Below are 13,737 nucleotides of genomic sequence, written 5' to 3' on the forward strand. Positions count from 1 at the left end.
AATGAAAGATGAGATCATTGGCGTAGTGGGTGCGGGAACTATGGGACAAGGTATTGCCCAAATCGCATCCCAAAACAACCATAAAGTATTTTTATATGATGCCTATCCTGATCAACTTGGTAAGGCTAAACACGCACTTCGAAAAATCTTACAGCGTCAGGTAGAAAAAGACCGCATGACCCAAGATGAAGTGGACGGCATCATGAATCGCATCCACTTTGAGGAGGACTCGACTAATTTCGGTGAATGTAGCTTGGTTATTGAAGCGGTTGTCGAAGATCTCGACATCAAGAAAGATGTATTTCAGCGTCTGGAAGGCATTGTTCCTCGAGATTGTACTTTAGCAACCAATACCTCTTCTCTTTCTATCGCCTCAATCTCCTCGGCCCTCAAGAAGCCTCACCGCTTTCTGGGGATACACTTTTTTAATCCTGCTCCCATCATGCCGCTGGTCGAAATTGTCCCGGGCATTCCTACCGCGGATGAAACTACAAAATCTGCCCGAGAGCAAATTGACGAATGGGGAAAAACAACTGTATTGGCCAAAGATACCCCCGGCTTTATTGTTAATCGTGTAGCGCGACCATTTTACAGCGAAGCCATTCGTCAGTACGAAGAAGGCGTAGCCGACGTACCCACTATCGACTGGGCGATGAAAGAGATTGGCGGTTTTCGGATGGGACCTTTTGAACTAATGGATTTTATTGGTCATGACGTAAACTATAAAGTGACAGAAACAGTATTTAAGGAATTTTTCTATGATCCCCGATTCAAGCCTTCTTTTACCCAGAAAAGACTGGTGGAAGCCGGTTGGTTAGGTAAAAAAACAGGGAAAGGATTTTATGAATACGGTGATGATGCCGACAATCCTGACCCCACCAAAGATGAAGAGCTGGGACAACAAATTGTCAATCGAATTGTAGCCATGCTTATTAATGAAGCTGCTGATGCAGTGTTTATGAATGTAGCTACGGTTGAAGATGTGGATTTGGCCATGACCAAAGGCGTTAACTATCCCAAGGGATTACTCAAATGGGCGGATGAAATTGGACTTCAAGAAGTACTTGATAGAATTTCCAAACTTCAAACAGAATATCGCGAAGATCGCTATCGGCCGAATCCGTTGTTGAAGAGAAAAGTTCGCAATAGTGATAAATTTTATGAGTAGCTATCAGCAGAGGTCTGACAGCTGAAAACTAATGCTATGAATAAAAATGAACTTGCCAAAAAAGTTGTTAAAAAGATGATGGCAGACGATGCCTTCAGTCAGTGGCTGGGCATCGAAGTTCTTGATATCAAACCTGGATTTGCTAAGTTGCAGATGGACATCCGGCAAGAGATGGTCAACGGATTTAATGTATCACACGGTGGCATTACTTTTTCGCTGGCTGATAGTGCCCTGGCCTTCGCCTCAAACAGTTACGGTCGTGTAGCCGTAGCGATGGAAAATAATATCTCCTTTATGAAAAAAGTTATACCTGGAGATACGCTTACAGCAGAGACTCAAGAATTAAGTATTGGTCGACGTATTGGAGTATATAATATCAGCGTTACCAATCATGATAATAAACAGGTAGCACTGTTTCGCGGAACCGTTTTCAGAACGAAAGAACAACATTTTTAACTATAGTCGTTGGTATTGAGTAGTGAGTCATGAGTTACTTACTACGCAATACTCATGATTCAAAACTCGAGACTCAAAATATGTCTGAAGCTTATATTATTGATGCCATTCGAACCCCTATTGGAAAATATCGGGGATCACTCTCCCCTATTCGGGCTGACGACTTAGCAGCATTAACGATCGAAGAACTTATGAATCGCAACTCCAATATTGATCCTGAACGTATCGAGGATGTAATTTTTGGGTGTGCCAACCAAGCGGGTGAAGATAACCGTAATGTAGCTCGAATGGCAGCACTGCTGGCGGGACTTCCGACCTCGGTGCCGGGCGAAACCGTAAACCGCTTATGTGCTTCGGGGATGAGCAGTGCCGTAATGGCCTATAAATCCATCAAAGTGGGCGAAGGAGATCTTTTTATCACTGGCGGAATGGAACACATGACTCGCGGCCCTATGGTGCTGGGCAAAGGAGAGGCCCCTTACTCCGGCAATACCGAAATGCATGATACTACTTTTGGATGGCGCTTTGTAAATCCCAAAATGGATGAGCAATACGGTAGCGAAGCAATGGGAAAAACGGCCGAAAACATTGTCGAGAAGTTTGGCGTGAGTCGTGAAGATCAGGATAAATTTGCTGCATGGTCGCAACAAAAAGCGGCACAGGCCACCGAAAGTGGTCGCTTGGCCAAAGAAATTATGCCCGTGGAAATCCCACAACGAAAAAGCGATCCCAAGATTTTCGAAAAAGATGAGTTTATTCGCCCCGATACTACAGTAGAAGTGCTCAGCAAACTTCCGGCTGTTTTCCGGGATGGCGGAAGTGTCACACCGGGAAATGCCAGCGGCATTAATGATGGTTCGTGCGCTATGCTGGTGGCCGGAGATTCTGCAATTAATGATTTTGATTTAGAACCTAAAGCTCGAATTGTCGCTTCGGCAGTTGTTGGCGTGGAACCACGTATCATGGGAATGGGTCCGGTTGGTGCTTCTAAAAAAGTATTAAAGCGAGCAAATTTATCTCTTGATGATATGGGCATTATTGAGCTAAATGAAGCTTTTGCCGCTCAAAGCCTGGCCGTTCTGCGCGAGCTGGGTATCGATGATGACGATCCGAGAGTGAACCCACATGGTGGCGCTATTGCACTGGGACATCCACTGGGTATGTCGGGTGCAAGACTACTTCAAACAGCCTCCCTTGAACTGCACGAACAAAATCAGCAGTATGCATTATGTACACTCTGTGTAGGCGTGGGACAAGGCATGGCTGTAATCCTGGAAAAAGTATAAATAGAACGCGGATGACGCAGATTTAGCTGATTATCACAGATAATATTTTCAGCGAATATCTGTCTAATCCGCAAAATCTGTGTTCTATTATGGCTATATACGAATTTGAAGGTTACAAACCCGTTGTGGATGAAAGTGCTTATGTGCATCCGCAGGCTGCGGTGACTGGCAATGTCATTATCGGCAAAGATGTCTATATCGCTCCCAGTGCGGCTATTCGTGGCGATTGGGGTAAAATTGTGATCAAAGACGGTTGCAATGTGCAGGAGAATTGTACCATCCACATGTTTCCCGGTGTAACCGTTGTACTGGAAGAAAGTGCTCATATCGGTCATGGCGCCATAATTCACGGCGGACATATTGGCCGCAATTGCTTGGTGGGGATGAATTCGGTGGTGATGGATAATGTAGAATTGGGCGAAGAATGCATTGTGGGGGCATTGGCTTTTGTGAAAGAAGGGATGGACATCCCAAAACGGAAATTGGTAGTTGGTAATCCGGCAAAAATTGTAAAAGACGTCAGCGATGAGATGATTAAATGGAAAACCAAGGGTACGGAACTGTATCAACAGCTACCCGGACAACTTCATGACTCGCTAAAGGAGTGTGAACCCTTGCGGGAAGAACCCAAAAACCGACCCAGCCAGTCAAAGAAATACGAAACCTGGGGAAAGGCTAAAGAGCCAGAATCCAAAAGTTAGCAATCTAAAGAAACGAATTCTGACTCCTTATTTTTGAGTTCGTTATTTGACGAGCTGCTTTTCATACAACTTTTCCGCCTTCATGTGCTCCGACCAAAATCCTTTTGGTTCGCGTCCGTTTAATTTATCCACCAAAATATTCAGATGCGTATGCCAGCCACCGGCCACACTTATGAGGATATTGTGATCGTCACCCAAGCGGCGATGCGTTAGCGTAAGTTTCACCTGCTTTCCTTTCGACTCCAGCTCAAAAGTCACTTCTGACACTCCCGAAGACTCACTCCAAGTATAACTAAGCCGTTTGGGTGGTTTTATTTCAGTAATCGTCCCATACATTCGGCTTTCACCGTCATATTCCTTGTACTTCTCGGGTGGTGTCTCATGGTGGGAAGTCAGCGTAGAATTATTAAAAATGAGCTCCACAGATCCACCTTTACGGAGATCCATTTCTCCCGATGCCAGCCATTGACCGCGTTTTTCTGATTCGGTGAGATAGCTCCAAACTCGCTCAATGGGTCCGGGCAAAATACGCTCAAACCGGATGGTTCCGGGTTCAGTAAACATTCCATAATCATTCATAATCGACCTCCTTAATAAATTGACGGTGAGAGCCACAATTTTAAAATGGTTGTAGATCTGTGTTTAAAAACATCATTAGAAAAACTATCTATAGTCAATAGTTACGTTTCTTCTTTCAATAATTTCTCAAGAGCATCAAGGTTTTGATTCCAAAATTTCTGATACTGTGCTGTCCATTCTGCCACTTCCCGCAATCTGCGCGGATTTGATCGGTAAAACCGCTTTCGTCCCTTTTTACGGATAACCATCAATCCACACTCGTCCAGTATTTTCAGATGCTTTGAAATAGCGGGACGAGAAATATCAAAATTATCTGCTACTTCTTTGACCGGCATAGCCTGATCAGAAAGCAGGTCGATAATTTCACGTCGAGTCGGATCAGCAATAGCTTGAAAAATATCTCTTTGCATGGCAAAATTAGTTACGTAACCATTCTGTTACCAATTTATATGTAACCAAACAATTACGCAAATTTATTTTGTGATATTATCACACCTAAAAGAAAGCTGGTGCTAATTATCGCCGCAGTAATGGAATTTTCTTTCCCTCTTCACACGATTCAATCAGTATATTTAATCGGCGCTGACGTGTTTTCTCTTGCTTTGCACTCATCACCCAGTGCACCGACGTTTGGGTATAGCCAGGAGCCAAGTCCTGAAAAAATGTCCACGCCTTCTCGTTTGATTTCAGCTTCTCCCGATATGCTTCTTTTAACGCAACAGAATCTTGCTCGTATGAAGCTTTGGCGGAATTTGATTTTTCTCGTTGCTTATAAGCAGCTTGGCCAGGTGGACGCATTTGTCCGCTTTCGATAAGTTCTTCAGCCATAGCAATATTTTTATTACTCCAGTGGCTGTCTGATCTCCGGGGCGTAAATCTAATTTTATAACTCTCCTCGTCAATAGATTTTCGCAATCCATCAATCCACCCAAAACAAAGCGCGGCTCGAACAGACTCCTCCCATCGCATGCTTGGCTTTCCGGATTTCACTTTATAAAGGCCCACCCAGAGCACCTCTTCTTTATCATGATTGGTCTCCAGCCAACTTCGAAATTGGTCGGCCGATTCAAAAAATATAACGTCTTTTGTCATAATTCCTCCTTGCTCAGGATGAGTAAATACGATCTCCGGTTACGAATTTCAGTCTCCAATGCGGATGATTAAAAGGTACACTACCCTAATTTTTTAGCTATTCTATCTACCGTATTCCAATTACGAGTCGTGATTTCTTTGCCAAAAAGCTGCTCCAGGGCGTCCATACCTTTGGGGGTTTTTGCAACGGAAAGATCAAGTACGCTGCAAACTTCTTTATCCCGGATCGCTATAATTTGGAACGATTCATCTTCTGATATCCAGGGCAAATTTAACTGATTTTGGGGCACCTCTTTCAAAAACGAAACATACAACCTTATATCATCAGTTACTTCCACGTCTTCGAAAGGATCAGCATTATACAATGCACTAAATGTTTCCTTAGTTCGTACCAATACCGGAATTGAAAATCCGAATACATTTTCGAGATGCCGGCCTATCTTACGCCCAATCTTTTCTTCCTCATCCCTATCGCCATCAAAAATAATATTTCCCGAATTCAGCAATGTCTGGACGTTCGTATATCCCAACGCTTTCATTTCTTTGCGAAGATCGGCCATGGGCACTTTATGATATCCGCCCACATTAATGCCCCGGAGCAGCGCAATATACGTCTGTATTTTACTCATTTGAAAATACTATAGTTATATAAAAACGGGTCCGGAGTTGACAATCAATACCTCTATACACCGCTGTATTTCGCTTTAAGATTTACGTCTCATTTTCATCATAATTAATCATCCAGTGGACGCCAAACTTATCAATAAATGACCCAAAGTAACCGCCCCAAAAAGCATCCTGCAGATCCATTTCAACTTCTCCTCCTTTCGAAAGTCCCTTGAACAATTGCTCTGCCTCTTCTCTGCTGTCGGGATGAATGGATATGTACATATTATTTCCCATAGTTACAGATTGCCCCATTGATTCCAGAGCATCGGTGCCCATCAAGGTTATTTCTATCTCCAATCGGCAGGGCAACATGCATGACCTTTTCACAGTCTTCTTCTGCAACGTTATCTGCCTCAGGCATATCCTTAAAACGATTGATATCTCCGATAAACTCTCCTCCAAATACAGACCGATAAAAGTTAAATGCCTCTTCGGTATTTCCGGGAAAATTCAAGTATGTGTTTAACTTAGTCATAATTCCGGCGATTAGTGTTAGTATAAATGTTAATTAGACCTTAGTCCTGTTTAAATTTTACGCAATAGTTGATTGCTTTCTCTTTGATCATGATGGTGTTTAATCCTTTATTGCTAACTTTGCCAAGTGCTCTTCAAGGCGATCCCAGGTCTCCGCAAAACCTTCCTTCACCCCCATATCTACAACCGATTGCAACGCATCTGAAGAATCAAACAACGTACGGCTAACGAGCTTAGTAGCATCTCCCTGGTCAATAAATTCGACTGTTATCTGCATTCCTGGCATCTCCGAATTGATGTTCCCCTCCTTATCCGAAAAGTAATCCTCATATTCAATACGTTCCGGTCTTACAATCTTCTTGTAAATTACTTTTCCCCACGATTCGTCACCTGCATTGGGTCCGCGCAGACAGTAGTGCCATGTGCCGCTTTCACGAAAATCCATAGTGCATTCTTCCATGGGCCACGATCGCGGTCCCCACCAGTTTTTGAGCTGTTTGCAACTTGAATGTGCTTCAAAAATAAGTTCTCGTGGTGTGTTGAATACGCGGGTAGCGATAAGCTCCCGTTCCTTAATTTTAAAATTAGTTTTATTATTCATAGGTGTCTTCTTGTAATTACTGGTTTCGTTCTTCTTTTTGTCATACTCTTGGTATTACTTTTTTATATATCAGATTACGTATTTCCTCTCCTGATTATTTTGTTCGAATTGATTCTCCCAACCTATCGCGATCCAGTAGCACTTGGTACAACTTTCCTCCCAACCAGGCAATAGGCATCGCAATTATCACCAGTGTCCATGCATACCACGCCGGACCCAAATCTGCCGCCATAACTGCCCCAACAGAACTAATTACAACACCCAGCAGGCCAAGAGCGAGGGCATGCTTCATAGGGCTGTGTGGGGCAATTTTGGCTGTGATATAACATCCGATCAGGCTGTAAACTGCACGATAAAAAATGACCGAAAGGATGAGTCCTGTGGATACAAACATATGATCGTATGGAAGTATCCCCGCTGCTTTAAGTACAGCATCAGTCCCAACGGAAAACACCACAATGACAAGAAATCCTGTGATGACAGCTCCTACACTTTTAAAAATATTTTTTGCCATAACTTTTCTTTTGGTGGTTACAATTATCTTTTGAAGAGACCTTCCAGAGTCGAAGTCTGGCAGCCCCTACATCATATATTTAACTCATCGGTAACGGCTGTAATATCCCCATCACATTGCCTTCCGTATCTTTGAAATAGACAAATGATCCGACACCCGGTATATCATCGGGCGTTCCCAAAATTTGTCCCCCGCATTCTCTACTTCTGTAATGGCTTCTTCAATATCATCCACGCTGATGGTTAGCGAAGGATGCTGCACGGGCAAATCGGTTGATTTTTTATAAAATCCACCGTTGATAGCGCCCGGATTTTTTGGCATACCGTCGTCGCCGTTCTCGGTTGTGGATACGAGTACATACTCACCCATATCCGGATCAAGCATTTGAATTTGCCATCCAAACACATCCGCATAAAAATTTGATAGTCGGTTGCTGTCGCTTGCAGGCAATTCAAAGTGAACTACAGGATTCATTTATTCATGTCATTTCACCTCTTGTTAGTTTGTGTTATGGTATTGCACGTTCACATAATTCGTTCATCACACCACCTTCAATTTCCAATTTCCTTTTGTAAACAGCCAGAGTGTAAAAAGCCCTGCCGTTGTTTCCGATACAAATACGCCCCAAAACACTCCGGAGTACTCCCAACCAAGGGAAAGAGCAAGGAAATAAGACAGGGGGATTTGGATCAGCCAGAAAAACACAAGGTTGATTTTTGTGGGCGTTATGGTATCGCCAGCGCCATTGAACGCCTGTACAGAAACCATCCACCAGCCGTAGATAAAGTAGGAGTAGGAAAGGATGCGCAGCCATTCTCCTCCAATTGAAATTACCGCCGGATCATCCGTAAAGATGCGCATCAGGGGTTCGTTGTAGAAAAAATACACCAATGACACCGCGATCATAAATGTCATATTGTATCCCCCGATCTTCCATATGGAAGATTCCGCACGTTCCGGTTTATCGGCACCAAGATTTTGTCCGACAAGCGTCGTTGCGGCATTGGCCATTCCCCATGCAGGCATCATTGTAAACAAAAGTATTCGCAGGGCTATGGTGGCACCTGCCACTGCCTCACTTCCGATATCGGCAAGAATACGCATCAGGAAAATCCAGGAGGTCATACCCACAAGCATTTGTCCCACGCCGCCATACGAGGTACGAATAATATTTTGGATAATATTGCTGTTCCACGTGATTTGAGAACGGACTACCCGAATATGCTTTCCACCCCTGAAAAGCACCCATAATTGAAAAAGAACGCCGACCCCCCGTCCAATAGTGGTGGCTACAGCCGCCCCTTCGATCCCCATGGCAAGAATAGGACCGAACCCAAATATCAGGATGGGATCCAGTACGATATTTATGCCATTGGCAAGCCAGAGCACCTTCATGGCAATGGCAGCGTCACCGGCCCCGCGGTAAATAGCATTGATGACAAACAGTAGCACAATTACGGCATTACCTCCGAGCATCCACTGCGTATAGCGATATCCGTAGGTAATGCTCCATTCATCGGCGCCCATAAGGGCCAGTAATTCACCGGCGTAAAATATTCCGCCCAGTGCAAACGGCAGCGAGATAAGTAATCCTATAACGATAGCCTGGACAGCGGTAGCCCCGGCTTCATCCTTTTTCTTTTCGCCGATTCGTCGGGCAATGATGGCCGTAACCGCGGTAGCAAGTCCCATGGCGATGGAATACAACAGAAACAGGTACGTCTCGGTAAGACCAACAGTCGCCACGGCCGAAGCTCCGAGCTTGCCAACAAAATAGATATCCACAACGGCAAAGGTCGATTCCATTACCAACTCCAGGATCATGGGAACGGCAAGCAAAAAGATGGCTTTGCGGAGACCAATCTTTGTATAATCGGCCTCGCTACCTCGGATGGCCTCTTTCAGCTGCTGCCAAAGTGAACCGGATGGTGCTTCTGTAACAGTTAAATTAGGATCGTCTTTTTTCATTTTTTTATCATAACAGGCGACGCTGATGCTATTATTTTTATCTAAATCCGTTGCGGATTGCGGATCATGGTTCTCCTTGATACCGTCACATAGTATTCTCTTGGGATCTCTTTCATCCTTAAAACATCCGGGATTTTAACCAGAGCCAAACTTGAAACGCGCAACTCGCAACGAACCTACTTCTCGGCCAGCTCCTTTAACTTTTGCAGAGCTTGCGGCCACATTTCCTGCATCATCTCTTCATAATCTTCCTCGGTATCCATATCTATGAGCACTTCGGTTTTACCGTTTCTTTCCCTGAGGGTATAATTTTCGAGCGCTCCCGCCCATTCTTTTACTTCCTCACTGTCCGTGATTTCTTTGCCATCTTCAATAATGCCCAGATGCTCGATAGAAATAAATTCATGCTTCCGGTTCTCCTTGATGTGACTTAACATTCCACCCTTATTTCCCAATTCATCGGGGGCCAGAAAACGTATTTTACTGCCCTCCTCCCAGCTACCTTCATAGTGAGATCCGGATGCAAAAACCTCTGTCCATTTACCATAGGTTTCTTTACCCAGCATAGTATTCCATACCTTCTCTTTCGGTGCGTTGATATCGATTGAATAATGTAATTTTTTCATAGTTACTCTCCGTTATTTGATCACTGACTGATTTCCTTCATATACATCCTGAAGCTTTTGAATATCAAACTTTTTCATCTGCAGAAAAGCTTTGGTTACCCGTTCAACCTTTTCTGTGTTGGAATCACGCAACATTTCGTGCAATATCATTGGAGCTACTTGCCACGAAACACCGAACTTGTCTTTCAGCCAGCCACACTGCTCAGCCTCTGGCACGGCCGATAAGTTCTCCCAGAAATAATCAATTTCTTTCTGCGATTCGCATTCAACAAGCAACGAAATAGCTTCATTGAAAAAGAAATCGTGCTCATGAGCACTTTCCATCGCCGCAAACATTTGTCCATGAAGCTTAAAATCAGCGTACATGATTGCTTCTTCTTTGTCCGGCTCTTGGTCAGGACCATAACGGGCAATTTGTTTGATCTCAGAATTATTGAAAAGTGAAGTGTAAAAATTGATCGCTTCTTCAGCTTGTCCATAAGCTTCACCAACAAACATCAGCGAAGGCATAATTTTTTGTGGAACATTCCCCTCTGCTAAAATTACTTGCCAAGACAACCCAAACTTATCTTCAATCCAGCCATATTTTTTACTAAATGGATATTCATCAAGCGGCATCAACGGTTCGCCTCCCTGAGATAAGTTAGCCCACAACTCATCCACCTCTTCTTCTAATTCACAATTAACAATAAATGAGATAGCCGGGGTAAACTTAAAGTGCGGGCCGCCATTTAACGCAATAAATTGATGGCCTGCAAGCTTAAATTCAATCGTCATTACCGATCCGGGTTTCTGCCCGTGAACTTCTTGTCCTGCTTCGCCATAACGAGTAGTCTCACCTATTTGTGAATTCTCAAAAAGCGACGTATAAAAACCCACGGCCTCTTCGGCTTGACGATCAAACCAAAGGTGTGGTACGATTTTCTGTTTATTTTTGTTCATAAGTAGGTTCCTCCATTATATGATGATTTTAAGAGTCTTATGCTGGTTTCGACGCGCGACATTCCGACTTCCTGCAAATTGAGAGTTTCGATTAGTTAAAGATTTATGGCAACACCTCTATCTGATAACCAAACTTTTGTAAGATAGTTTGGATAGCATTCTCATCAATTTCCCTGGTATTATGCTCAATTCGCAATACCTTATCGCAATCTTCCAAATCAAAACTCACATCACAAACTACCAGTTGCTTCTGGATAATATCTGCAATTTTGCGGGCTGTTGACGGTTGGTGTACATCCGTTTTATAAACGGCGACATTAGATTTCATAACTAATTACTCGTCTTGAATTATCGATAAAATATTACCGGCCGGATCTTTAAACCAGGCCATCAGTGGTCCGCCGCGGAAAATCCCATGTTCATCAGTCTTCAAATCACCCTCATACTGTTCAAATTTCACTCCGCTGGCAGATAGTTGTTCCACGGCAGAGTCAATATCCTCCACTAAAAAATTGAGGATCGTAAAGTTAGCAGTAACGTGGTCTTCTCCCTTCGGATAAATCATCGTTTCTGTGCCACCATCAAGATGAAGCACCAAGTGGCCCATTTCTTCTTTAGTGACCTTGAGTCCAAGCGTTTGACTATAGAACTTGTTGGCTTTTGCCAGATCATCTACAGAAAAACTGCTGAAGGCAGCATTATTTTTAAACATATTTGACCTCTCTTTTCTTTAATCAATTAATAAATTTAAGAGCTCCTAACTTTATTTCATGACATCTATAAGTGATTCGGTTTGTGGTGAAACCTGTAAAATTGCTCAACTAAAACTCATCGGAGCTTTGCCAAAACCTCTACGAAGTATTCCAATCTGGCCGATGTGATAGGCGGTATGGTGATTGATAAACGCCCAAAGCTCTCCATTTGAATCTGCAACCTGATTGAAGGGGTCTGGCGGCGTACGAGTCAAGTCATCACCAGTTAACTTCGCTAAGTTACTACGTACCGGCTGGTATAAGGCATTCCACTCGGCTTTAATTTCTTCGATATCAGGATAGTCAATATCATCCCTGGCTTTGGACTGCCCCATTACTGCAAAAAGATCATTCCATTTTATATCCGGCTGTAAACCCGCCAGCGCCGCTAATCCATATTGCGAATTAAGCAAATGTCCGGCCAGGTATTTTACATGATTGATATGTTTATTACCGTGTAATCGCCGGTTAGTCTCTTCATCTGAAAACCCATCTAACACGTTATTATACAACCGGTGATGCAAATCAAATTGTACTATTAATAGCTTCTTCATGTCATCCTCAAAAGTTATGATCTTTACTTTAAATCATTATACTGTCTTATAACTTAGTCTGCACGGTGTAATTACGCCATTCTCACAGGTTGATTGCGACAATTGGGTTACGTAAAATGGAATATATTCCTAATCGTGGTCGATCAATCATAACATAGACTTAACAGAAGGAGCAGACCATGAAACATGTATCTATACTTATACCGCGCGGGCACACCAGTGTCGTAAATATCGGGGGCACTCATCAGATTCTAAATCGAGTCAATGGAATGGCAGCCGAAAAAGGAAACCAACCCGTCTTTGATGTCCATCTGGTTGGATTGGAAAAAGAAACCCGGCAATCAACGGGACTCTTTGTTGTTAGTCCCGATTGCTTGGTAGAAGATGTCGCCAAAACTGACTTGATCATTATTCCTGCCATCCATGATGATCCAGAAACGGGATTTGAACGTAATAAAGAGTTTGCTCCCTGGATTATCGAACAGTATAAGAAAGGCGCAGAAGTGGTCAGCTTTTGCGTAGGGGCATTCTTTTTAGCAGAAACTGGTTTGCTGAATGGCAAACAATGTGCTACCCACTGGATGCATGCCGAGAACTTTAGGCAAAGATATCCCGAAGTGAACCTGGTAAATGAGAAAATTATGACTGAAGAGGACGGTATTTATACCAGTGGCGGAGCATATGCCTTCCTGAATCTACTACTGCATCTGATTGAAAAACATGCCGGCCGCGAGATTGCTATCCTGGCTTCCAAAGCATTTTCTATCGATATAGACCGAGATAGTCAATCGCCCTTTATTATTTTTGAGGGACAGAAAGAACACGAAGATCAAAAGGTAATTGAGGCTCAACAATATATCGAGAATAATTATGAGGAAACCATTCGAGTAGATGATTTAGCCAAAAAACTGGCGGTAAGTCGACGTACACTCGAACGCCGTTTCAAGAAAGCAACCTCTAATACCGTCACTGAATATGTTCAGCGGGTTAAGGTGGAAGCGGCCAAAAAAGATCTCGAGATTAGTAAAAAAAATGTCACGGAGGTGATGTACGATGTTGGATACTCCGACACGAAATCGTTTCGCAATTTATTCCGAAGAATTACGGGACTAACTCCCATCGAATATCGAAATAAATATAATAAGGAAGCTGCGGTTCTTTGAAGATAATACCGCCCTGCTCTTTCCTATTTGGATTACCTACATTTCCCATTATTTTCTTAATGGAAGTCTTGCTAATTCTGCTAAGAAATATATGGTTGTCCATTTAGTTTAAACTTCTATATTTGTTCACCAAAAGATAATCAGCCACAGATTTTCACAGGCTTACATCAATTTTGATTAGTTATAATCTGT

General features: G+C 43.2%; 18 protein-coding genes and 1 pseudogene. 5 read left to right on the forward strand and 14 right to left on the reverse strand.

Features of this window, described 5'->3' with window-relative positions; all coding sequences use genetic code 11:
• The first annotated feature begins 1 nt into the window (after nt 1).
• The 4 genes from AAFH98_RS14045 (at nt 2) to AAFH98_RS14060 (ending at nt 3,611) form a co-directional block, all read left to right on the forward strand.
• The gene (locus tag AAFH98_RS14045) at nt 2–1,168 is read left to right on the forward strand and encodes a 3-hydroxyacyl-CoA dehydrogenase NAD-binding domain-containing protein (RefSeq protein ID WP_342523413.1); all 1,167 of its coding nucleotides are present in this window, start codon (nt 2–4) and stop codon (nt 1,166–1,168) included.
• Between the two features lie 36 nt (nt 1,169–1,204).
• Nucleotides 1,205–1,624 carry a hydroxyphenylacetyl-CoA thioesterase PaaI gene (paaI, locus tag AAFH98_RS14050; protein WP_342523414.1) on the forward strand — a complete coding sequence of 140 codons (420 nt, stop codon included), beginning with the start codon at nt 1,205–1,207 and terminating at the stop codon, nt 1,622–1,624.
• 80 nt (nt 1,625–1,704) lie between these two features.
• Nucleotides 1,705–2,910, forward strand: coding sequence for a 3-oxoadipyl-CoA thiolase (gene pcaF, locus AAFH98_RS14055; protein WP_342523415.1), 1,206 nt, complete (start codon nt 1,705–1,707; stop codon nt 2,908–2,910).
• 89 nt (nt 2,911–2,999) lie between these two features.
• Nucleotides 3,000–3,611 carry an acyltransferase gene (locus tag AAFH98_RS14060; protein ID WP_342523416.1) on the forward strand — a complete coding sequence of 204 codons (612 nt, stop codon included), beginning with the start codon at nt 3,000–3,002 and terminating at the stop codon, nt 3,609–3,611.
• Nucleotides 3,612–3,653: 42 nt separating this feature from the next.
• On the opposite strand, the gene AAFH98_RS14065 is transcribed toward AAFH98_RS14060, so the two are convergent.
• From AAFH98_RS14065 to AAFH98_RS14135, 14 genes and pseudogenes are all read right to left on the reverse strand, one after another.
• On the reverse strand, nt 3,654–4,190 hold the full coding sequence (locus tag AAFH98_RS14065; protein WP_342523417.1) for an SRPBCC family protein: 537 nt from the start codon (nt 4,188–4,190) through the stop codon (nt 3,654–3,656).
• A gap of 101 nt (nt 4,191–4,291) precedes the next feature.
• Nucleotides 4,292–4,600, reverse strand: coding sequence for an ArsR/SmtB family transcription factor (locus tag AAFH98_RS14070; protein WP_342523418.1), 309 nt, complete (start codon nt 4,598–4,600; stop codon nt 4,292–4,294).
• A gap of 106 nt (nt 4,601–4,706) precedes the next feature.
• On the reverse strand, nt 4,707–5,282 hold the full coding sequence (locus AAFH98_RS14075) for a YdeI/OmpD-associated family protein (protein WP_342523419.1): 576 nt from the start codon (nt 5,280–5,282) through the stop codon (nt 4,707–4,709).
• Between the two features lie 80 nt (nt 5,283–5,362).
• Nucleotides 5,363–5,911 carry a DUF1697 domain-containing protein gene (locus AAFH98_RS14080; protein ID WP_342523420.1) on the reverse strand — a complete coding sequence of 183 codons (549 nt, stop codon included), beginning with the start codon at nt 5,909–5,911 and terminating at the stop codon, nt 5,363–5,365.
• 82 nt (nt 5,912–5,993) lie between these two features.
• Nucleotides 5,994–6,426 (reverse strand): annotated as a pseudogene (locus AAFH98_RS15120) (VOC family protein).
• Between the two features lie 99 nt (nt 6,427–6,525).
• On the reverse strand, nt 6,526–7,026 hold the full coding sequence (locus AAFH98_RS14095) for an SRPBCC domain-containing protein (RefSeq protein ID WP_342523423.1): 501 nt from the start codon (nt 7,024–7,026) through the stop codon (nt 6,526–6,528).
• A gap of 94 nt (nt 7,027–7,120) precedes the next feature.
• Nucleotides 7,121–7,540 (reverse strand): hypothetical protein, encoded by a 420-nt coding sequence (locus tag AAFH98_RS14100; protein WP_342523425.1) that lies wholly within the window; start codon nt 7,538–7,540, stop codon nt 7,121–7,123.
• A 111-nt stretch (nt 7,541–7,651) separates the two neighbouring features.
• Nucleotides 7,652–8,014, reverse strand: coding sequence for a VOC family protein (locus AAFH98_RS14105; protein ID WP_342523426.1), 363 nt, complete (start codon nt 8,012–8,014; stop codon nt 7,652–7,654).
• Nucleotides 8,015–8,080: 66 nt separating this feature from the next.
• Nucleotides 8,081–9,508, reverse strand: a complete 1,428-nt coding sequence (locus AAFH98_RS14110; protein WP_342523427.1) for an MATE family efflux transporter — start codon at nt 9,506–9,508, stop codon at nt 8,081–8,083.
• A gap of 176 nt (nt 9,509–9,684) precedes the next feature.
• Nucleotides 9,685–10,134 carry an SRPBCC family protein gene (locus AAFH98_RS14115; RefSeq protein ID WP_342523428.1) on the reverse strand — a complete coding sequence of 150 codons (450 nt, stop codon included), beginning with the start codon at nt 10,132–10,134 and terminating at the stop codon, nt 9,685–9,687.
• A gap of 12 nt (nt 10,135–10,146) precedes the next feature.
• Nucleotides 10,147–11,076, reverse strand: a complete 930-nt coding sequence (locus tag AAFH98_RS14120; protein ID WP_342523429.1) for a VOC family protein — start codon at nt 11,074–11,076, stop codon at nt 10,147–10,149.
• 103 nt (nt 11,077–11,179) lie between these two features.
• Nucleotides 11,180–11,404, reverse strand: a complete 225-nt coding sequence (locus AAFH98_RS14125) for a hypothetical protein (RefSeq protein ID WP_342523430.1) — start codon at nt 11,402–11,404, stop codon at nt 11,180–11,182.
• A 6-nt stretch (nt 11,405–11,410) separates the two neighbouring features.
• A complete protein-coding gene (locus tag AAFH98_RS14130) occupies nt 11,411–11,788 on the reverse strand; it encodes a VOC family protein (RefSeq protein ID WP_342523431.1) in 378 nt (125 codons plus the stop codon).
• 105 nt (nt 11,789–11,893) lie between these two features.
• Nucleotides 11,894–12,382, reverse strand: a complete 489-nt coding sequence (locus tag AAFH98_RS14135; protein WP_342523432.1) for a DinB family protein — start codon at nt 12,380–12,382, stop codon at nt 11,894–11,896.
• 179 nt (nt 12,383–12,561) lie between these two features.
• Between AAFH98_RS14135 and AAFH98_RS14140 the strand changes: the two genes are divergently transcribed.
• Nucleotides 12,562–13,545 (forward strand): GlxA family transcriptional regulator, encoded by a 984-nt coding sequence (locus tag AAFH98_RS14140; RefSeq protein WP_342523433.1) that lies wholly within the window; start codon nt 12,562–12,564, stop codon nt 13,543–13,545.
• The last annotated feature ends 192 nt before the right edge of the window (nt 13,546–13,737 follow it).

This window comes from Fodinibius sp. Rm-B-1B1-1 (assembly GCF_038594945.1).
Lineage (GTDB): Bacteria > Bacteroidota > Rhodothermia > Balneolales > Balneolaceae > Fodinibius > Fodinibius alkaliphilus.